This window comes from Lysobacter dokdonensis DS-58 (genome assembly GCF_000770795.1).
Classification (GTDB): domain Bacteria; phylum Pseudomonadota; class Gammaproteobacteria; order Xanthomonadales; family Xanthomonadaceae; genus Noviluteimonas; species Noviluteimonas dokdonensis.
Genome location: NZ_JRKJ01000001.1, coordinates 47654 through 67982, shown reverse-complemented (window position 1 = coordinate 67982; position 20329 = coordinate 47654). Strand labels below are relative to the sequence as shown.

The window sequence follows — 20329 nt, the reverse complement described above, 5'->3', positions numbered from 1 at the left end:
GGAAAAACCTTGCATCACTTGCGATACAGCGGTTCCAGCGCGCGGAACTTTTGACCGTATTCGTCCGTGAGGTCGCGCGCTTCCTGTGGGTTGCGGATGATGGTCGGCGTCAGCAACACGATAACTTCCGTACGGTCTGCGCCGTTTGATTGCGTTCCGAACAGGCCACCGATCCACGGAATGCGGCTCAATCCCGGGACACCCGACGATCCCTTTGTCCGTGTGTCCTGGATCAGGCCCGCCAGCATGACGGTTTCGCCGCTCTGGATCGCCGCCTCGGTTTTCAGGCGTCGGGTGTCGATGCGCACGTTGCCGTTCGCATCCGCCGTCGCGTCGGAGCCCGGCGTGCTCACTTCCTGGACGATGTCGAGGAAGACCATCCCGTCCTTCGTGATGCGCGGACGGACCTTGAGGATCGTGCCGGTGTCGAGGTACTGCACCTGGCTGATCGTGTTCGTCGGATCCGATGTCCCCGTGTTGACGCTCACGGAGGAGATCGGAATGCGGCTGCCGACGTTGAAGGTGGCTTCGGCGTTGTTGCGCACGAGGACCGACGGCGTCTGCAGGATGTTCACGTCCGTCACGCGGTCCAGTGCGCTGACCACCGCCATCGCATTCGGGCCGAGGAAGGTGAAGGACAAGCCGCCGGTGATGGAGCCATCGCCGCTGGTCTGCAGGCCGCCCGCGCTGCCGGCGGTCGAACCCCAGATCGAACGACCGAGCGCCAGCGCACGCAACGTCGGATCGGGAATCGCGTTCTCGAAATACCAGTTCACGCCGTAGCGGAGATCGCCGGAAAGCTTGACCTCCGCCACCTGCGCTTCGATGTGCACCTGCAGCGGCATCGTGTCGAGGCGTTCGATGACGTCGCGGATCGATTGCCATGCGCCGGCGTTGGCGCGCACGAGCAGCGTGTTGGTTTCGTCGACCGCGGCCACGCCGACGGTGTCGCCGTTGACCTGCAGCGTGACGCTGCCGTTGCCGCCGCCCTGGCGCGGATTGAGCGACATGCCTTCGCCCAGGCCGCCGCCGGAACTCGACGAATCGCCACCGATCGGCGCGTTGCTGGTGCCGTCGTTGCCGACGCCCGCGTCCTTGATTTCGGTCGATTCCAGGCCCGGCATCAGCGAGGGCGAACCGCTGCCCTGGTCGGAACTGCGGCCCGCGCCGCCGAACACCTGGGCGAGGCGGTCGGCGAGGTCCTTCGCCTTGACGTACTTCAATTCGTAGGAGAACAGCTGCACTTCGCCGCCCGCGCCTTCGATGCGGTCGAGCCACGACTGGATTTCATCGAGGTAACGCGGCTGCGAGGTGATCACCAGCACGGCGTTGGCGCCGTCGAGCGGCATGAAGCGGAACATGCCCGCCACTGGCGACTTGCTCGCCTCGCCGAACACTTTTTCCAGGTCCGCGACGACCTTGCTCGCCTTGCCCGATTTCAGCGGGAACACGCCCACCGACATGCCCTGCAACCAGTCGACGTCGAAGATCTCGATCGTCCGCATGTAGTTTTCGAGTTCGGCGCGCGTGCCGGCGACGGTGATGACGTTGCGGGAGTTGTCCGTGGTGATGATGGCGTTCGGGCGCGCGTAGGGCGTCAGCACCTTCTTCATTTCCTCGGCGGAGATGAAGCGCAGCGGGATGACGCGGGCTTCGTAGCCGCGCGCGAGCGCAGGCGAACCGGTGCGCGGCGCGACCGTGCCCGACAGCGCCGCGTCGGCGGCGACGATGTTGTAGCGCCCGTCGGCGTACACCATGCGCGCGTTGTTCCAGCCGAGCACCTGTTCGAGCAGCGACATCGCCTGCGCGGGACTCACCGGACGCGGCGTGGCCAGCGTCACCGTGCCCTGCACGCCCGGCGCGATCACGTAGTTCTGTCCGAGCATGTCGCCCAGGATCGCCTTCACCACCGCGTGCAGCGATTCGCCTTCGAAGTTGAACGTCGCCGCGCCCGAGCTGCCACCGAGGTTCGGCGGTGGCGCGCTGGCCGCGTTGCGGTTGATGACCTCGCCGCTGCCGCGCTTGAGTTGCGCCGAGGGCGCGCCTTCGGCGGGCGGCGTGTCGGTCACCGGCGCGGTGGTGGTCCCCGTCGTCGTGTCCATCTGCGGGCGCGGCAGGTTGGACTGGACGACCGGCACGGCGCGGTCGCCGTCCTTCCGGATGTCCGCGACCGGTTGCGACGTGCAACCGGCCAGCGCCACCAGGCAAGTGGTGAACGCGAGGATCGCGAGTTTGGATCGATAGGTCGTCATGGCTCGCTCTCTGGTCATTTCGCCGGCGTCTTCTGGCTGTTCTGTTGTTGCTGCGCTTCCTGTCGCAACTGCGCGCGGCGTTGTTCGATGCGCTTGCGGATCGCGTCCATCTGCTGTTCGGGCGTCATCGGGGCGTCCTCGAGCGTCGAGCCGGTCTGTTGCGGCGCGTTCGCTTCGGTCGAGGGCGCGGGCGGCGGCGCGGGCATGGGCGCCGGCATCGCCGCCGTCGCATCGGCGGGCGCGGCGTCCATGTTGATGTCCACCGGCGCGGCGGTGGTCGGCGCAGTGCCGCCCTTGCCGTCGAAGGTGCGCAGTTCCATCCGCTTTTCGCCCTGCGGGCCGATGAAGGTGGCCGCGCGCGGTTCGAGCGACACCAGGCGCCAGCCTTGGGCTTCGGCCGGCGCTTCGTCCTGCTTCATGCGGATGGGCTGGCCGCCGTTGGTGGGCGTGATGATCGCCATCTGCAGGCGCGGCGTGATCAGCACGCTGGTCAGCACGAATTCGAATTGCTGCGCTTCGGTCTGGTCGCCCTGCGGTTGCAGCGAGAACGGTTGGAAGCGACGGTCCTCGGAGAACAGCGGACGCTGCGCGGTTTCGGCGTATTGCGCGATCGGCCCGATGCGTTCGGGTTGCGCCTTCGGCACGTCGGGCAATGCGCGCAGCAACGAGGGATCGTCGGCGAGCTTGCCGATGCGGCCGCCCATGCCCACGAGTGCGAGCACCCAAGCCAGCAGCGCCCAGCCCGCGACGGTCGCGAGCAGCCAGGTGCGCGGGCCGGCGTCACTCAGTCTCATTGAGGCCTCCGGTTTCTTCCGGCGGCGGCGGTGGTTCCGGCGATGCCGTCGGCGGCGCACGCGCGGGGCGGCCCGGCGCGCGCGGCGCGATGTAACCGTAGAGATCGAAGCTCACGTCGAGCCCGCCGCTCTGCGCCTTGCCCTGCCCCGGCATGTAGAAGTATCGCTGCGCGAGGATGCTGAGGTTCTCGACGAACACGCGCGGACTACCGCTTTCGAGTGCGTGCAGCGCGGTCGCGAGCTCGCCGGTGCCGCAACGCAAACGCACCTGCACGGTGACGCGCTGGAAGCGTTCGGCGGGGCGCTGGTCGGCGAGCGGCGAGCGGTTGGTGATGGCGCAACTGCGGTTGCCGGGGCTGGCCTGCGCGACGACCGCTTCGAGGCGTTGCACCAGGCCCGCGGTGGCGAGTTCGGGCGTGGCTTCGGGCAGGAAACCGGGACGGCCGCGCAAGGCTTCGCGCACTTGCACCAGGCGGCGTTCGACGGCCGGCGCCTGCGCCAGTTGCGTGCGCACGCGCAGTTCGCGCGATTGCAGGTCGGCGATGCGGTCCTCGGTGTCGAGCATCGGCACCGTCCACCACGGATGCAGCAGCACGAAGTAGGCGATTGCGAGCGCGGCCACGAGCAGGCCGAGCGCGAGCCAGCGGTCGCGGTCAGTCGTTGCCGGCGCCACGGGGCGTGGTCTCCTGGCTGCTCTTCACGGTGTTCTGCACCGTAGGCGCGACGACGGCGAGGTCGGCCGTCAACGTGAATCGGTCGCGGCCCGAACGCGGATCGGGTTGCAGCGCGCCGGTAAGCGCTGGTGCGCGCCAGAGCTTCGAGCCTTCGAGGCGCTGCACGAGCGAGGAGGCTTCGCTGCTCAAACCGATGAGCGTGAGCTTGTCGTTCTCGATCGCGACCTTTTCCATGTACGTCGAATCGGGCAGGCGTCGCGTGAGTTCGTCGAGCACTTCGATCGCGCTCGGGCGGCCGCGGCGCATCTGGTCGAGATAGGCCTGGCCTTCGACCATGTCGACGAGTTCCTGCCGGCGCTGCGATGCCGTGCGCGCCTTCGCCGTCTGCGCGGAGACCTGCGTCGCGAATTCGTCGGCGGCCGCGCGGCGGTTGTCGAGGACGTGCCACAGCGCCAGCGCGAGTGCGAGCAACGCGACCAGGCCGAACACCCAGTTCCATCGCGCGAGCGGATCGGCGCGATGGCGGCGCTGCGAAGGCGCGAGGAGATTCACGCCGAGCGGCACGCCCGCGTTGTCGGCCAGGTCGATGCCGGCGAGCGTCGACTGGATGCCGCCGAGGGCGTCCATGCGCGGCTGGATCGCGGTGAGCGGGACGGCGATCAGCTCGACGTCGAGTTGTCCGTCGCTCGCGCGGCGGCCGAGGATGCGCGCATCGTAGGCGGCGGTCTCCGCGGTGAACGGCGTCTGCCGGTCGATTTCGAACGACACCACGTCGCGCAGGCGCTCCGCGGCGGCGGCGGGCAACGTCAGGCGACGCCGCAACCCGCTCGCGGCGGGCATCACGAGCCAGCGCGGCAGGTCGACGATCGAAGGGGCGAGCACGGTGGCGAGCGGATCGGCGTCGATGCCGAGTGCATCGCCCGCGGGCAATCGGCCGACATCGCGGATGGCGGCGGTATCGACGTCGCCGGATTGCAGGCGCACCTGCAATGCATCCTCGCCGGTGCCGGCGTCCTGCGAGAGCAACAGGCGATCGCGCCCGAGGCCGAGCGCGGCACGCCAGCGCACGGGCAACCAGGCGGCGAGCGCGCGCGACCACCACGACAGCCATCCGCCCGCGCCCGGCAGGACGCGTGCTTGTAGGCGGGCCATGCGGCCCTGCAGTGCGGTCATCGCGGCGATGCTCCCTCCTCCCAGCGCAGCGGCGTGTACGCGGAGCCGGGCAGGCCGTTCCCGCCCGCGCGCACCACGACCCGCAGCCTCGCTTCGCGTCCATCGCGAAGCCGTGCACGGCTGTCGATACTATACGTGCCGCTGCCGCTGCTCACTAAAGGCTCTCCGCCTTCCAGCACCGGCGCGGGCTGGCCGGAGGTGGGGTCCCATGCGCGGCGGCGCGCGATCGTCGGTTCGGGGTCGATCCCCATTGCCTGCAGCACGCCCGGGGATGCGAACGCGGGGTCCGGCCGGGTGCGGCCGCTGAAGACCGTCAGGTCCGGCGCGACCTTCGCGTACAGCGCGGGCGTCATGCCCAGCACTTGTTCGAGTTCGGCGACGCTTTCGAACGGCGCGTCCTTCGCACCGTAGGGGCGTTCGGCCGCGGCGTAAGCGGGATCTTCTGCGCCGCCTTCGGGTTGCGTCAGCAGGTCCGGGTCGCGCCAGTCCATCACCGCGGCCGCGAGTTGGCGCGCGTCTTCCATCGGCATCGCGCCCTGCTCCTGGAACAGTGCCGCGAGCAACGCCAGGTCCGCCTGGTTGAGGTCGATCTTGCCGTTCTCGTCGGTGAGCGACACCTGCACCGTCGCGTCCGCGAATTGCCAGTCGTATGCGCGGCCATCCGGGCGCCACTGCCGACGCGGATCCGGATCGGTCACGCGCGTGAGCGCGTATTCGACGCCGGCGCGCGCAACCTCCTCCGAAATCACGCCGCGATGCAGCACGCGCCCCTGCAGGCCTTCGATCTTCGCGGTCAGCGCGAACGCACCGATCAGCGCGGTCAGCAGCGCGATCAGCCACAGCACCAGCAGCAGCGCGACGCCGCGTTGCATGCGATGCGCGCTCACAACGCCGACCCCACGTAACCCGCCGCCAGCGGCAGCGTCACCACGATCGGCGGCCATGCACGGCCGTCTGCGTCCTGCAACGTGACCTCGACCTGCAACGGCAGGCGATCGCCCGTGGCCCACTGGTCCTGCCATTCGCCGAGCGTGTTGTCGGCTTTCATCGCGCGATAGCGGAACGTCGCTTCGCGCAGGGGCGCTGCGAGTTCCTCCGGTTCGCGCGGCGGCGTCTCCGCCTTGGTCTCGCCGGCGAGCACGAGCGTGAAGGTCACTTCGAGGCGCTGGCCATCCTGCCCGTCGGCGATGGTGAGTTCATGCAGGTACGGCCCGCCGCGCCCGAGGTAATCCGGCAGGTCCGCGACGAATCGCATGTGCGTGGCATCGCCTTCGAAGCGCCGCGGCATGCCGGTGTCCTGGTTCAGCCCGAACTGCACGGGCCGCGCGCCGCCGATGCGGCGACGCAGGAAGAGTTCGACCGCGCGCATGTGCTCGTTGCGCTGCGCGATGGTTTCGCCGCGCGCGGCGGTGGCCGTGGCCGCGCGCAGGCTGGCGAACGCGAGCGCGAGCCCCGCGGCGAGCAGCATCGTCGCGAGCAGCACTTCGATCAGCGAAAAGCCGCGTTGCCGGTTCATTGCGGCGCTCCGTTGAACGACGGCGCCACCAGCCGCAACGACTGGATGCGCAACCGGTTGCGCGGCGCGCCGTCGCCCCATTGCACTTGCAGGTCGAGCGCGAACATCTTCGCGGCGTTGGGATCGACCGGTTGCGGACTTTCGGCGACGACACTCGGATCGCGCCACGGCTCGACGTCGAGCGTCCAGCGGAACTTGCCCTGTTCGAACACGCCTTCCTTGTGGCCCTGTTCGAGCGGCACGCCGACGCCCTGCTGCGCGATCAACGTTTGCGCGTGCATCGCCGCGCGCCCTGCATCGTCGGCCCAGCGCACCTGCTTCGTCGCGCCCGACAGGATGCCGAGGAGGATCGTCAGGCCGAGCGCGAGCAGCGCGAAGGCGAGGATCACCTCGATCAGCGTGAAGCCCGCGGCGCGACGATGGAAGCTCATTCGCGCACCTGCCCACGCCGCACTTTCACTTCGCCCGTGAGCCAGGCGACATCGACGTTCCATGCGGCGTTCTTCTCGCTCAACTGCACGCGCCCGCCGGTGGATGCGCCGTCGGAAAAGAACACGATGCCGCCGATTCCGTTGCGTGGCTGCACTTCGCGCGCGCCGGTGAAGGTGATGCCGAATTTTTCGTCGATCTTGCCGCCGCGGTCGTTCGGCGCCGCCCACGTATGCGCGGCCGGGTCGATGATGAAGCGCTGCGGCTGCCCGGTGGAAATGGCCTGCGCGCGCGTGTAGCGCAGCTGCGCCGCGATTTCCTTCGCGTCTGCACGCAACCGCATGCCGGAGAAGCCGCCGGTGATCGCCGCGGCCGCGAGCGCGCTGGCCACTGCGATGAGCAGCAGCACCATCAACACTTCGAGCAGCGTGAAGCCGCGCGGCAACGCGACCGGGCGCATGGGGTTATTCGAACGCGATGTCGCCGTCGACGCTCGTGCCGCCCGGCTTGCCGTCCTTGCCCAGGCTCAGCAGGTCGAAGGCCTTGCCTTCGCCCGGCGCCTTGTAGACGAAGGGATGGTTCCAGGGGTCGTTGAGCTCGCCGGTCTTGGCGTAGGGGCCGAGCCACCCGCTCGCATCGCTCGCGACGAGCGCCTGCAACGTGGGCGGCAAGGTGCCGGTGTCCTGCTCGTACTGCTGCACTTTCTCCGCGAGCGTCTGCACCTGCGCCTTGGCGAGGTTGACCTTGGCGCGGTCGCCACCGCCGAGGATGCGCGTGGCCGCGAAGGCGACGATGCCGCCGATGAGCACGACGACGATGATGATCTCGATCAGGCTGAAGCCGGATTGCGCTGTGCGCGCGGACGGCGCTCGAAGGTTGCGGTTGATCATGTTGGTCATCCGATGGCGTTGGTAAGGTCGTAGATGGGCATCAGCACGGCCATGATCACCACGCCGACGACGGCGGTGAGCACGAGCGTGATGACCGGGACCAGCGCGGCGAGCATGCGGTCCAGCGCCTGTCCGGTTTCGGCTTCGAAGGTGTCGGCGGTCTTCAGCAGCATGGTGTCGAGCGCGCCGGATTCCTCGCCCACCTGGATCATCTGCAATGCCAGGCGGGGAAACCGCTTGCCCTTGCCGAGCGCCGTCGACAGGCCCACGCCGCTCTTCACGTCGTTGGCGGCCGATTCGACATCGGCCTGGAGCATGAGGTTCCCCATCACGTTGCGCGCGATTCCCAATGCGGTCAGCAAGGGGACGCCGTTGCGCAGCAACGTGCCCAGGGTGCGTGCCAGCCGGGCGGTTTCCAGCCGTGCGATGAGCGGGCCGACGATCTTCTTGCCCAGCAGCCATTCGTCGAAGCGCGCGCGGAACGCGGGATCGCGACGCTTGCGGTCGAACCACCACAGTGCGAGCGCGGGCAGCACGACGATGACGATCCACCAGTCGCGCACGAACAGGCCCAGGCCGAGCACGAGCTTGGAAAACCACGGCAGTTCGGCATCGAGGCTGGCGTACATCGCCGAGAACTGCGGCACGACGTAGCCGAGCAGGAACAGCAACGCGCCGCCCACGACGAGCAGCAGGATCGCCGGATAGATCAATGCGTTGACGACGCGGCCGCGCAGCGCGCGCGAGCGTTCGAGGTAGTCGCCCAGGCGCTGCAGCGTTTCGTGCAGCGTGCCGCCCGCTTCGCCGGCGCGCACCATGTTCACGTAGAGGCGCGAGAACGTGCCGTGCTGCCGTTCCAATGCGGTCGACAACGCGCTGCCGCCACGCACCGAATCGCGGATGTCGGCGATGGTGCGCTTGGCCGCTTCGTCTTCCGGCAGCTCGAGCAGGATGGTCAGCGCGCGATCCAGCGGTTGGCCCGCGCCGAGCAGCGTCGCCAGTTGCTGCGTGAACTGCACCAGCCGCTCGCCCGCGAACGGTTTGGGCTTGAACAACGCGCGCCAGGCCGATTCCCCGCCGCCTTCGGAGGCGAGCTTCGTCTCGACCGGCAGGTGCCCCTGCTCCTGCAGGCGCAACGCGACCTCGCCTGCCGTGCCGGCCTCCATCTGGCCGTCGAGCAGTTCGCCGCGTGCGTTGAGCGCCTTGTAGCGAAAGAGGGGCATGGGCTTATGCGTCTTCGGTGACGCGCAGGACTTCTTCGATGGTGGTGGTGCCCGCGAGCGCCTTGACGATGCCGTCCTCGTACATGGTGCGCATGCCCGACTGGCGCGCGAGCTGTTCGAGCTCGCCCATGCCGGCGTGGCGCATGACCGCGCGACGCAGGTCGTCGTTCATCACGAGGAATTCCATGATCGTCGTGCGCCCCAGATACCCCGTGGGCGAAACCTCCGAGCCTTGCGGACGATAGAGATGGATGTCGCCCTCCGGCTGGTATTTGCGCAGGCCGAACTTTTCGATCTGTTCCGGGGAGGCGCGATACCGCTCCGCGGTCTCCTTGTGGAGCCGGCGCACGAGGCGTTGGGCGAGGATGCCGTTGACCGTCGAGGTCAGCAGGTAATCCTCCACGCCCATGTCCAGCAGGCGCGTGATGCCGCCGGCGGCGTTGTTGGTATGCAGCGTCGACAACACAAGGTGGCCGGTGAGCGCGGACTGGATCGCGATGCGCGCGGTTTCCAGGTCGCGCATTTCGCCGATCATGATGATGTCCGGGTCCTGCCGGACGATCGACCGCAGCGCGTGCGCGAAGTCGAGCCCGATCTGCGGCTTGGCCTGGATCTGGTTGATGCCTTCGATCTGGTATTCGACCGGGTCCTCGACCGTGATGATCTTGACGTCGCTGGTGTTGAGCTTGCTCAGCGCCGTGTAGAGCGTGGTCGTCTTGCCCGAACCCGTCGGGCCGGTCACCAGCAGGATGCCGTGCGGTTGTTCGAGCACGTGCTGGAACTGCGGCAGGAACTCGTCGGTGAAGCCCAGGCGTTCGAAATCGAACACGACCGTTTCGCGGTCGAGCAGGCGCATCACCACGCTCTCGCCATGCGAGGTGGGCATGGTGCTCACGCGCAGGTCGAGTTCCTTGCCCTGCACGCGCAGCATGATGCGGCCGTCCTGCGGCAGGCGGCGTTCGGCGATGTTGAGCTTCGCCATGATCTTGATGCGGCTGATGATCGCGGCGGTGAGGTTGGCCGGCGGGCTTTCGGATTCCTCGAGCACGCCGTCGACGCGGTAGCGCACCTTCAGGCGGTTCTCGAACGGCTCGATGTGGATGTCCGACGCGCGCAGTTCGACGGCGCGCTGGATGATCAGGTTCACCAGGCGGATGACCGGTGCTTCGGACGCGAGGTCGCGCAGATGCTCGACATCGTCGACGTCGCCGGTTTCGCCCTCGGCGGTTTCGATGATCGCGCCCATCGCGCTGCGGCCCTGGCCGTGCCAGCGTTCGATGAGGTCGTCGATCTCCGAACGCAACGCGATGCTCGGGCGCACCTCGCGGCCGGTGGCCAGGCGCACGGCGTCGAGCGCGTAGATGTCCTGCGGGTCGGCGATCAGCACGTCGACGACGTTGCCCTCTTCGGCGACGGCCACGACGTGGAACTGCTTCATGAATTTCGGCGAAAGCGCCACGGTCTCGGGCGGCAGCTCCGGGGCGTCCTTGACGCTGACCATCGGAAGGCCGAGCACGGCCGAGGCAGTTTCTGCATGGTCGCGTTCCGACACCAGCCCCAGGCGCGCGAGCAATCCGAGCAGGCTGCCGCCGGTTTCTTCCTGCAGGCGTCGGGCGCGGGCGAGGTCGGCATCCTTGAGGCGGCCGCGCTCGACCAGGGCGGCGACGATGCGGTCGTCCGCACCGGCCTCGAGACCGCCCGTATCGGCTTGCGTGGTGTCGACGATGGCGTTCATGCGTCCTCGGTCCGCTGACGGTCGGGCCCTTCCATGACCCGGGTCGCGACTGTAGCAGAGGGTCCGTGGCGGCCGATTCGACGGCCTTTTCCGCTAGCTGCGCGGAGCGATCTGGCCGGTTGTCCGAATGTGCGCCGTTGGCGCTGAACACAGGGACCTGCAGGGGAAATCCGATGCGCACGCACCTCGCCACGGGCCGGGGCTGGGGCCTGTTCGGCTTCGCCATCCTCGCCTCGCTCGTCGCCGCACCCACATGGGCCGCCTGCAACGGCAACCCCAACGCGCGCATCGACCCGGGAACCCAGACGGTGCCCGAGCGCACCGGGAGCGCGGCGACCATCGTCACGCTCGACGGCAGCGGATCGACGCCGAAGAACGACGACGTCGTGCTGTCCTGGCAATACCTGGGGAGCACGCCGGCGGGGCTGTCGGTCACGCTCAACAATCCGAATACGGCCAAGCCCACGTTCGCCTCGCCGAACGTGGGCGTCGGCGGCGCCTCGCTGCGGTTCCGACTGACGGTCACGTGTGGCGGCACGAATTCGCTCGAGACCGTCGTCAACGTCACCGACGTCCTCACCAACTCGCCGCCGACGGCGTCGGCTTTCATCTCGCCGCTCAACCCCACCGAAGGCCAGCTGGTTACGCTGGACGGTTCGGCGTCGTTCGACCCGGATCCCGGCCAGTCGCTGACCTACACGTGGACGCAGATCTCCGGCACGCCGATCGTCGCGCTGACCAACGCGAGCGCAAACGGGTCGATCAAGACCTTCATCGCGCCGAACGTGCCGACCACGCGCACGCTCGGCTTCCGGCTCACGGTGTCCGACGGCACGTTGTCGGCCATCGCCGATCGCACGGTGAACATCACATGGACCAACGATCCGCCGATCGCCGCTCTGGCCTGCCCGGCCGGCGGCGTGCGCGTGGTCGATGAGGGCCAGTCGGTCACGTTCGATGCAAGCGCATCGCACGATCCCGACGGCGCAATCGCCGCGTATGCCTGGTCGCAGAACGTCGGTTTGCCGAACCTCGGCATCGGCGCGCTGACGACCGCGTCGATCACCTTCACCGCGCCGCAGCTCGGATACAACCAGCTCGGCGGCATGACGGTGACCGCGACGGTGACCGACGGCAGCGGCGTTTCGGCGTCGGCCGCGTGCGGCCTGTTCATCAACGACAGGACCGCGCCCGTGCTCGTGGTGCCAGTCGACAAGCTCGAGGAGGCGACATCGCCGGTCGGTGCGCAAGTGTTCTACATCGCGACGAAACAGGACGCGGTGGAAGACGCCCTGCCCGTACCGATCGCCTGCACGCCGCCGTCGGGCAACGTGTTCGCATTGGATGCGAGCACGACGGTCGCGTGCAGCGCCGTCGACACCGCGGGCAATGCGTCGAACGCCAGCTTCAAGATTTCCGTGGTCGACACGACACCGCCGACACTCTCGGTGCCCGGCGACACGATGGTCGAAGCCACCGGCCCGTCCGGCGCGATCGGCACGTTCGTCGCGACGACGTCCGACCTCGTCGACGGAAATGGCGCCGCCGCGTGCACGCCGCCCTCGGGCAGCGTGTTCCCGCTCGGCGACACGCTGGTGACATGCTCGGCCGCCGATGCGCACCACAACGCCGCGAGCGACAAGACGTTCACCTTCAGCGTCGCCGACTCCACGCCGCCGACCGTCGCCGTGCCGGCGACGATCACGAAGGAAGCGACCTCGCCTGCGGGTGCGAATGCGACGTTCGTGGTATCGGCGAACGATGTCGTGGATGGTGCGCTGACGCCCGTGTGCAAGATCGGCGGCAACCTCGTCGCCTCGGGCGACGTCTTCGCACTCGGCACCAACCACCTCCAGTGCGCTGCCACGGACACCGCCGGCAACACCGGCACTGCCGGCTTCGACATCATCGTGCAGGACACGACGCCGCCGGCGCTCTCGCTCCCCGACGACCTGGTCGAGGAAGCGACCTCCGCCGCGGGCGCCATCGTGTCGTTCACGGCGACCGCGAACGACATCGTCAGCGGCAACGTGCCTGTCACGTGCACGCCGTCATCCGGCGCGCAGTTCGCGCTCGGCCACGCCACCGTCCACTGCAGCGCCACGGACGGCGCGTCCAACACCGCCAGCGGCAGCTTCGACGTGCACGTGCGGGATACGACGCCGCCAGCGCTCACGTTGCCTGCGGACTTCGATGTCGAAGCGACCTCGCCCGCGGGCGCGGCGGTCGGCTTCACCGCCACCGCGAACGACCTGGTCAGCGGCGACGTGCCGGTGACGTGCACGCCGGCCTCCGGCACCACGCTGGCGCTCGGCCCGACCACGGTGTCGTGCAGCGCGACCGATGATGCGGGCAACGCCGGCAACGGCAGCTTCGTCGCCACGGTCGTCGACACGACGCCGCCGGCGCTCGTCGTCCCCGCCGACATCACAAGCGAAGCGACGTCGGCCGCAGGCGCGGTCGTGACGTTCGCGACGAGTGCCAGCGACATCGTCAGCGGCAACGTGCCGACCACGTGCATGCCCCTGTCTGGCACGACGTTCGCCCTCGGCGCCGCGACGGTGGCGTGCACAGCAATCGACGGCGCGGGCAACACGGGCAGCGCGACCTTCAAGGTGACGGTCGTCGACACGACGCCGCCGCAACTGACGGTGCCGGCGAACATCATCGAAGAGGCGACCTCGCCCGCCGGCGCCACCGTGCACTTCACGCCGACCGCGACGGACCTCGTCGATGCGAACGTCGCCATCGTCTGCACGCCCGCGTCGAACACGACCTTCGGCTTGGGCATCACCACCGTTTCCTGCACCGCGACCGACGATGCCGGCAACAGCAGCGGCGGCTCGTTCACCGTGACCGTGCGCGACACGACCGCGCCGACGCTGCACCTGCCCGCCGACTTCACGCGAGAAGCGACGTCCGCCGCCGGCGCCGCCGCAACCTATGTCGCCACCGCCGACGACATCGTCGACACGAGCGTCACGGCCACGTGCCTCCCGCTGTCGGGTAGCACCTTCCCGCTGGGCTACACCACGGTGGCGTGCAGTGCGACCGACGATGCGGGCAACTCGGCAAACGGATCGTTCAAGGTCCGCGTGGTCGACACGACCGCACCGACGATCGCGGCGCACGCCGATGTCGATGCAACCGCGCAATCGAACTCGCAGGCGGCGGTGACCTACACGAACCCGACGGCGACCGACCTGGTCGATGGCAACCTCGCCACGACCTGCGTCCTCGCGTCGGGTTCGACCTTCGCCGTCGGCGCGACCACCGTGACCTGCACGGCGACCGACGAGGCCGGCAACACGCGCACGAGCACCTTCAAGGTCAACGTCCGTTATGCGTTCAACGGCTTCTTCCGCCCGATCGACAACCTGCCGATCGTCAACTCGGTCAACGCAGGCCAGGCAATTCCGGTGAAGTTCTCCCTCGGCGGCAACCAAGGGCTGCAGATCTTCGCCGCCGGGTGGCCGAAGGTCGCGTGGATGGCGTGCCAGGCCAACACGGTGCAGGACGTGGTCGAAGAGACCGTCACCGCGGGCAACAGCAGTCTGTCGTACTCCGCGGACGGCCAGTACAACTACGTCTGGAAGACCGACAAGGCGTGGGCGGGTACGTGCCGGCAGTTGCAGTTGAAGTTCGCCGACGGCACCACGCAGACCGCACACTTCATCTTCAAGAAGTGACGGCGACGACGGAACGTGGAAGGGCCCGCTTGCGCGGGCCCTTTCCGTTTCATCCCAACCATTTGCGCGCGTTGCGGAAGATCCGCTGCCACGGGCCGTCGTCGTCCCAGTTGCGCGGCGCCCAGCTGTAATTCGCCGTGCGCAGCGTGCGCTCCGGATGCGGCATCAGGATGCTGACGCGGCCGTCGGTGGTGGTCAGGCCGGCGATGGCGTCCGGGGAACCGTTCGGGTTGGCCGGATACAGCACGGCCGGCTTGCCCTCGGCATCGACGTAACGCAGCGTCACGAGCGCACGCTTGGCGTCGTCGTCGTTGGCGAACGCGGCCCGGCCTTCGCCATGCGCCACCGCCACCGGGATGCGCGAGCCCGCCATGCCCTGCAGGAACAGCGACGGCGACTCGACCACTTCCATCAACGCCAGTCGCGCTTCGTATTGTTCGCTGCGATTGCGCAGGAAGCGCGGCCAGTGTTCGGCGCCCGGGATGATCGGCTTGAGTTGCGCCAGCATCTGGCAGCCGTTGCACACGCCGAGCGCGAAGGTATCGCCGCGCTCGAAGAACTTCGCGAACGCCTCGCGCATCTCCGGGCGTTCGAGCACCGAGGTGGCCCAACCGCGGCCCGCGCCGAGCACGTCGCCGTAGCTGAAACCGCCGCACGCGACGAAGCCGCTGAAGTCTTCCAGCGACGCGCGGCCGGCGATGAGATCGCTCATGTGCACGTCGATGGCGGCGAAGCCCGCGCGGTCGAAGCCGTACGCGGTTTCCACCTGGCTGTTGACGCCCTGCTCGCGCAGGATCGCCACGCGCGGACGTGCGCCGGTGTTGACGTACGGCGCGGCGACATCGTCGGCCACGTCGAAGGTCAGGCGCGGCTGCAGCCCCGGGGAGTCGAAGCGGCGCGCCATTGCGTGTTCTTCGTCCGCGCATTCGGGGTTGTCGCGCAGGCGCTGCATCGCGTGCGTCACCGACCACCATGCATCGAACAAGGCATCCCAGCGCCATTCGGTGAGCACCGCGCCTTCGCGCAGCACGCGCACGGTCGGCGCCGTCGTCGGGCGCGCGATGCGCTGCGCGCAATCGATCAGCCCGTGGCGCGCGACGAGGTCTGCGAATTCCGCGCGGTCTTCGCCGCGGATCTGCACGAGCGCGCCGAGTTCTTCGTTGAACAGCGTGCGGAACGGATCCTCGCCCCAGTTGTCGAGCGAGATGTCCAGGCCCAGGTGCGAGGCGAACGCCATTTCGCACAGCGCCGCGAACGCGCCGCCGTCGGAACGGTCGTGGTAGGCCTGCAACAGGCCGGCCTGCCGCGCGTCGCGGATCAATTCGAAGAACGCACGCAGGCGCTGCGGATCGTCGAGATCCGGCACCGGGCCTGCGAACGCGGGCAGCGCGGCCGACGCACCGACGCCGGCGGCCGGATGCGTCTGAGCGAGGATCGAACCGCCGAGGCGCTGCTTGCCGCCGCCCAGGCCGATCAACCACACCTCGCTGTCGGCTTCGCGTTCCAGCAGCGGCGTGAGTTGCAGGCGCACGTCGTCGACCGGCGCGAACGCCGAGACGATCAGCGACACCGGCGAGACGGATTTCTGCGCGACGCCATCGGCATGCCACTGCGCCTGCATCGACAACGAATCCTTGCCGACCGGAATGGCGAGGTCGATTTCGGGCGCGAGTTCCATGCCGACCGCGCGCACCGCTTCGAACAACTTCGCGTCTTCGCCCGCGTGGCCGGCGGCGGCCATCCAGTTGGCGGAGAGCTTGATGCGATCGAGCGCGGTCACCGGCGCGGCGCACAGGTTGGTGATCGCCTCGCCCACCGCCATGCGCGCGGCGGCCGCGGCATCGAGCAGCGCCAGCGGCGTGCGTTCGCCGACGGCCATCGCTTCGCCGCCGAATCCGGCGTAGTCGGCGAGCGTGATCGCGCAATCGGCCACCGGCATCTGCCACGGGCCGACCATCTGGTCGCGCGCGGTGAGGCCGCCGACGGTGCGGTCGCCAATGGTGATGAGGAAGGACTTGGACGCGACGGTCGGATGCGCGAGCACGCGCAGGCCGGCGTCGTTGAGGTCGAGGGCGTTCGTCGACAGTTCCGGCCAGCGCGGCGCGGGCGGCGTGGTGGTGTCGCGATGCATCTTGGGCGGCTTGCCGAACAGCACGTCCATCGGCAGATCGATCGCGCGATCTTCCGGCAGATGCTCGAGCGTGGCGCCGTGCGCGACGATCAAGCGTTCCTCGGCCGTCGCGTGGCCGACCACGGCGAACGGGCAACGCTCGCGCAGGCACAGCGCGGCGAATTCGCCGACGCGGTCGGGCGCGATGCCCAGCACGTAGCGTTCCTGCGATTCGTTGCACCACAACTGCATCGGCGAGAGCGACGGATCGTCGGTCGGGATGCGGGCCAGGTCGATGATGCCGCCGACGCCGGAGTCGTGCAGGAGTTCGGGGATGGCATTCGACAGACCGCCCGCACCCACGTCGTGCACCGACAGGATCGGGTTGTCGTCGCGCAACGCCACGCAGCGGTCGATCACTTCCTGCGCGCGCCGTTCCATCTCGGGGTTGTCGCGCTGCACGGAGGCGAAGTCGAGGTCTTCGGCGCTTTCGCCGGAGGCCACCGAACTCGCGGCGCCGCCGCCCAGGCCGATCAGCATCGCCGGGCCGCCGAGCACGATCACCGCATCGCCGGGCGAAAGCGGGCGTTTGGCGACCATGTCACGGTCCATCGCGCCCAGGCCGCCGGCCAGCATGATCGGCTTGTCGTACGCGCGGACCAGGCCGTCGCCTTCGCCGAGCTCGAACGTGCGGAAGTAGCCGTTGAGGTTCGGGCGGCCGAATTCGTTGTTGAACGCCGCGGCGCCGAGCGGGCCGTCCAGCATGATCTCGAGCGCGGGCGCCATGCGCGGGTTCAGCGCGCGCGGCGCTTCCCACGGTTGGGGCAAGGTCGGAATGCGCAGGTGCGAAACGGAGAAGCCGGCGAGGCCCGCCTTCGGGCGGCCGCCGCGGCCGGTGGCGCCTTCGTCGCGGATTTCGCCGCCCGCGCCGGTGGAGGCGCCCGGGAACGGCGAGATCGCCGTCGGATGATTGTGGGTTTCCACCTTGATGCAGAACGCGCCAGGCTGCGACGGCTCGCTGCGGTATTCGTGCGTTTGCGGATCGGGGCGGAAGCGCGCGGTCGGCGCGCCTGCCATCACCGCGGCGTTGTCGCTGTAGGCCGACAACGTATGCGCCGGCGTGCGCGCATGCGTGTGCTTGATCATCTTGAACAACGAGGCGGTCTGCCCGTTGATCTGCATGTCGCGGCCATCGATGGTCCACGACGCGTTGAAGATCTTGTGCCGGCAATGTTCGGAATTGGCCTGCGCGAACATCATCAGTTCGACGTCGTGCGGGTCGCGGGCGAGTTCGGTGTAGCGATCGCGCAGGTATTCGATTTCGTCGGAGGCCAGCGCCAGGCCGAGGCGCGCATTGGCGGCGTCGAGCGTGGAGACGGGGACGACTTCCAGCCGTGCGCGCTCCGGGGTGGCGAACATCGCCGCGCCCGCGTTGCGGTCGTCGACGAGCGATTGCGTCATCGGGTCGTGCAGCAATCGCGCGAGCGCCGATTGCGTGGCCGCGTCATCCGGCCAACCGGTGAGGTCCAGGCGCAGGCCGCGTTCGACGCGCTTGATGGGCAGGTTGGCGCCGTGCAGCAGTTCGGTCGCCTTGCTCGCCCACGGCGAGATGGTGCCCAGGCGCGGGAGCACGTAGCGCGAGACCGCGCCGTCGGTGCGCGTCGCCTGCGTGTCCCCGGCTTCGAGGATGCGATGGAGTGCGTCGCGGTCGACGCGGGCGTCGCCGTTCGCCGGTTCCACCCAGTACGTGAACCAGGCGCCGGCGATGCGCAGCGCGGGGGCCAGCGCCCGGAGGCGCGCTTCGAGCCGTTCGCGTCGGAACGGCGAAAGGGCCGGCAGGCCCTCGAGGACGATCATCTGGGAACAGACCGTGGGAACGGGCCCGGCATTCTACCCGGTCAGCGGCTTCCGGCCCCGCCCTGCCCGGAGGCCGGTTCGGTCGCCGTCGACCGGCCCACCGCCTTGCCCGCGGCGAGCTGGTCCAGCGCGGCGCGCAACTTGGCCGGGGGCAGGTAGCCACCGAGGGCCGTGCCGTCGGGCGCGAGGATCATGGGCGTGCCGGTCAGGCCCGCGCGGCGGCCCACGTCGTATTGCATGGTGACCGGGTTCTTGCAGTCGACGCTTTTCACGGCGCGGTCGCTCTTGGCGTCGGTCAGCGCGCGGCGGCGGTCGGCCGAGCACCACACCGACACCATCTTGCGGAAGTCGTCGCTGCCCAGGCCCATGCGCGGGAACGCGAGGTATTCCACCGCGATGCCCTGGCGGTTGATCTCGCCGATCTCGCTATGGAACTTGCGGCAGAACCCGCACTCGACGTCGGTGAAGACGCTCACCGTGTACTTGGGGTTGGGCGGCGAGAAGACGATGCGGTCGGCCTTCGGCACGGTGGCCAGCAGCTTGCGGCGCACGGCGTTCATCGGCGCATCGCCGATGTTGGTGTCGGTCAGCGTGTCGAACACCTGGCCCTGCATGAGGTACTTGCCGTCGTCGCTGACGTAGACGACCTGCCCACCGACCACCAGCTGGCGGAAGCCCGGGAACGGCGCGGGGCCGACCCATTCGATGGTCACCTGGTCGTTGATGCGGCGGATCGCGTCGCGCGCCCGCGCCTCGGGCGTGCCCGAGCGGATGAAGGGTTCGATGGCCTTGGGCGTCGTCGCGGGGGCCTTGGCCTTGGCGCCGGGCTTGGCGGCGACGGCCGCGGGCCCGTCCTGCGCACACGCGGACAGGCTGAGGGCGACGCACAACACACCGGCGGACAGACGCATCATCGAACGATCCTGGAAGAAGGCGGCGCGATCATGGCACGGGCCGCCTGAAGGGCCAGTACCGCTGGTCACGATTCGCCCATCGCCGGGCGCATTCACCCGCGCGGATGGTGTTTGGCGTGCAGTTTCTGCAGATGTTCGCGCGCCACCAGCGTGTAGATCTGTGTCGTGGACAGCGAGCTGTGGCCGAGCAGCATCTGCAGCGCGCGCAGGTCCGCGCCGTGGTTGAGCAGGTGCGTGGCAAAGCTGTGGCGCAACCCGTGCGGGCTGATGCGGCGCGGGTCGATGCCCGCGGCGGCCGCGTATTGCTTCACCAGTTGCCAGAACCGCTGGCGCGTCGGCGGCTGCCCGCTGTGTTCGAGGAACAGGGGCGCGCGCGCGCGCTTGCCGGCGATCTGCGGGCGCGATTCGGACAGATACCGCTGCAACCAGTGCTGCGCTTCCTCGCCCAGCGGCACCATGCGCTCCTTGCTGCCCTTGCCCATCACGCGCAGTACGCCCTGCCGCAAGTTGAGCGCGGTGGCGGGGAGGTTGCACAACTCGCTCACGCGTAGCCCGCAGGCGTACATGAGCTCGAACATCGCGCGGTCGCGCAGTCCGATGGGATCGGTGATGTCGGGCGCGTTGAGCAGCGAATCGATGTCGGTTTCGGACAACGCCTTCGGCAGTGAACGCGGCAGGCGCGGGGGATCGATCAGCGCGGTCGGGTCGTCCTCGCGCACGTGGCGGCGCACGCAATGCGCGTAGAAGGCGCGCAGCGTGGAGAGCAATCGCGAATTGCTGCGCGGCGAGTAACCGGCGTGCGTGCGTTCGGCGAAATAGTCGAACAGTGCCGCGCGATCCGCCCCCTGCAGCCCGCCGCCCTGCCCTTCGCGCCAGCGCGCGTAGCCCTCCAGGTCGGTGCGATAGCTCTCGAGCGTGGCCTGCGCGACGCCCGACTCGGCCCACAGCGCATCGAGGAAATCGGCGATGGCCCGTTCGTCCGCATCCGGCACGGGGCCGCGCTGCATTGCGAGCGTGCGTCGTTGGGAAGGCGAGGACGGCATGCGGGCGAGCTTATCCGACCGGTATCCTTG

Annotated in this window: 15 protein-coding genes; 1 reads left to right on the top strand and 14 read right to left on the bottom strand. The window is 69.0% G+C overall.

Annotation, left to right across the window (positions count from 1 at the left end):
• Nucleotides 1-14 precede the first annotated feature (14 nt).
• From gspD to gspE, 11 genes are read right to left on the bottom strand one after another with little or no spacing between them, the layout of a single operon-like run.
• Nucleotides 15-2252: a type II secretion system secretin GspD gene (gspD, locus tag LF41_RS00295; RefSeq protein WP_052115993.1), complete on the bottom strand. Its 2238-nt coding sequence runs from the start codon at nt 2250-2252 to the stop codon at nt 15-17.
• Nucleotides 2253-2266: 14 nt separating this feature from the next.
• On the bottom strand, nt 2267-3046 hold the full coding sequence (locus LF41_RS00290) for a hypothetical protein (protein ID WP_036164272.1): 780 nt from the start codon (nt 3044-3046) through the stop codon (nt 2267-2269).
• On the bottom strand, nt 3033-3719 hold the full coding sequence (gene gspM, locus LF41_RS00285) for a type II secretion system protein GspM (RefSeq protein ID WP_237577561.1): 687 nt from the start codon (nt 3717-3719) through the stop codon (nt 3033-3035). Before gspM ends, LF41_RS00290 begins: the two co-directional genes overlap by 14 nt.
• Nucleotides 3700-4893, bottom strand: a complete 1194-nt coding sequence (locus LF41_RS00280; protein WP_052115992.1) for a PilN domain-containing protein — start codon at nt 4891-4893, stop codon at nt 3700-3702. The genes gspM and LF41_RS00280 overlap by 20 nt, the downstream gene beginning before the upstream one ends.
• On the bottom strand, nt 4890-5765 hold the full coding sequence (locus LF41_RS00275; RefSeq protein ID WP_036164271.1) for a type II secretion system minor pseudopilin: 876 nt from the start codon (nt 5763-5765) through the stop codon (nt 4890-4892). The genes LF41_RS00280 and LF41_RS00275 overlap by 4 nt, the downstream gene beginning before the upstream one ends.
• 11 nt (nt 5766-5776) lie before the next feature.
• The gene (locus LF41_RS00270; RefSeq protein WP_036164269.1) at nt 5777-6409 is read right to left on the bottom strand and encodes a prepilin-type N-terminal cleavage/methylation domain-containing protein; all 633 of its coding nucleotides are present in this window, start codon (nt 6407-6409) and stop codon (nt 5777-5779) included.
• On the bottom strand, nt 6406-6840 hold the full coding sequence (gene xpsI, locus LF41_RS00265; RefSeq protein ID WP_036164267.1) for a type II secretion system protein XpsI: 435 nt from the start codon (nt 6838-6840) through the stop codon (nt 6406-6408). Before xpsI ends, LF41_RS00270 begins: the two co-directional genes overlap by 4 nt.
• The gene (gene xpsH / locus LF41_RS00260) at nt 6837-7298 is read right to left on the bottom strand and encodes a type II secretion system protein XpsH (protein ID WP_052115991.1); all 462 of its coding nucleotides are present in this window, start codon (nt 7296-7298) and stop codon (nt 6837-6839) included. The genes xpsI and xpsH overlap by 4 nt, the downstream gene beginning before the upstream one ends.
• Nucleotides 7299-7302: 4 nt before the next feature.
• Complete coding sequence (gspG, locus tag LF41_RS00255) at nt 7303-7728, bottom strand: type II secretion system major pseudopilin GspG (protein ID WP_036164329.1); 426 nt, start codon at nt 7726-7728, stop codon at nt 7303-7305.
• A gap of 5 nt (nt 7729-7733) precedes the next feature.
• Nucleotides 7734-8951: a type II secretion system protein XpsF gene (gene xpsF / locus LF41_RS00250; protein WP_036164265.1), complete on the bottom strand. Its 1218-nt coding sequence runs from the start codon at nt 8949-8951 to the stop codon at nt 7734-7736.
• Between the two features lie 4 nt (nt 8952-8955).
• The gene (gspE, locus tag LF41_RS00245; RefSeq protein WP_036164264.1) at nt 8956-10686 is read right to left on the bottom strand and encodes a type II secretion system ATPase GspE; all 1731 of its coding nucleotides are present in this window, start codon (nt 10684-10686) and stop codon (nt 8956-8958) included.
• Nucleotides 10687-10859: 173 nt separating this feature from the next.
• Here gspE and LF41_RS15875 point away from each other — a divergent pair, with 173 nt between their 5' ends.
• Nucleotides 10860-14375: an HYR domain-containing protein gene (locus LF41_RS15875; RefSeq protein WP_052115990.1), complete on the top strand. Its 3516-nt coding sequence runs from the start codon at nt 10860-10862 to the stop codon at nt 14373-14375.
• 49 nt (nt 14376-14424) lie between these two features.
• On the opposite strand, the gene purL is transcribed toward LF41_RS15875, so the two are convergent.
• The 3 genes from purL to xerD form a co-directional block, all read right to left on the bottom strand.
• Nucleotides 14425-18342 carry a phosphoribosylformylglycinamidine synthase gene (purL, locus tag LF41_RS00235; protein WP_036164261.1) on the bottom strand — a complete coding sequence of 1306 codons (3918 nt, stop codon included), beginning with the start codon at nt 18340-18342 and terminating at the stop codon, nt 14425-14427.
• Between the two features lie 41 nt (nt 18343-18383).
• Entirely contained in the window at nt 18384-19256 is an 873-nt protein-coding gene (locus tag LF41_RS00230) for a DsbC family protein (RefSeq protein WP_052115989.1), read from the bottom strand.
• A gap of 92 nt (nt 19257-19348) precedes the next feature.
• Complete coding sequence (xerD, locus tag LF41_RS00225) at nt 19349-20299, bottom strand: site-specific tyrosine recombinase XerD (RefSeq protein WP_036164260.1); 951 nt, start codon at nt 20297-20299, stop codon at nt 19349-19351.
• Between the last annotated feature and the right edge of the window lie 30 nt (nt 20300-20329).